Below are 221 nucleotides of genomic sequence, written 5' to 3'. Positions count from 1 at the left end.
CGTCACCGCCGACGAGGTCAAGACCCTCGCCAAGCGCTACTTCGGCGAGATCCCCTGGCGCCAGCTACCGCCGGCGCGCAAGCCGCTGGAACTGGCCGAGCCCGGCGAGCGCCGGCTCAAGCTGTACGTACGCACCCAGCTGCCGAACCTGATCATGGGCTTCAATGTGCCCAGCCTGGGCAGCAGCGAGAACCCTCGCGAAGTCAACGCCCTGCGCCTGA

Annotated in this window: 1 protein-coding gene; it reads left to right on the top strand. The window is 68.3% G+C overall.

The window, feature by feature from the left end; genetic code table 11:
* Positions 1 to 221, top strand: a 221-nt coding sequence (locus tag RRF55_RS28790; RefSeq protein ID WP_439419415.1) for an insulinase family protein, incomplete at both ends; no start/stop codon positions are given.

The organism is Klebsiella sp. K47 (assembly GCF_051858335.1).
GTDB lineage: Bacteria > Pseudomonadota > Gammaproteobacteria > Enterobacterales > Enterobacteriaceae > Klebsiella > Klebsiella pneumoniae.
Note: the sequence above shows the minus strand (reverse complement) of the source record. Positions and strands in the feature narration are given on the sequence as shown.